Raw genomic sequence first — 263 nt, forward strand, 5'->3', positions numbered from 1 at the left:
TGACCTGCCTACATTGCTGGAAGGCGTCGATTGGGTGTTTCACTTGGCGGGCATCAACCGGCCGCAACACCCGGAGGAGTTCGTCACCGGCAACACTGGTTTGACCGAACAACTTTGCACGGCGATCAAGGCCAGCGGTAAACAGATTCCGGTGGTGTATACCTCGTCCATTCAGGCCAAACGCGATAACGACTATGGCAGCAGTAAACGTGCCGCTGAAGAGGCTTTGCTCGCACTGCAGCAGGATACCGGAACCCGGTGTA

Annotated in this window: 1 protein-coding gene; it reads left to right on the forward strand. The window is 56.7% G+C overall.

Annotated elements, in window-relative coordinates; translation table 11 throughout:
* A partial coding sequence (locus Q5762_RS38730) for an NAD-dependent epimerase/dehydratase family protein (RefSeq protein ID WP_399495617.1) occupies positions 1 to 263 on the forward strand: 263 nt, incomplete at both ends.

The sequence above is a fragment of the Streptomyces sp. P9(2023) genome, assembly GCF_032436795.1.
Taxonomy (GTDB): domain Bacteria; phylum Actinomycetota; class Actinomycetes; order Streptomycetales; family Streptomycetaceae; genus Streptomyces.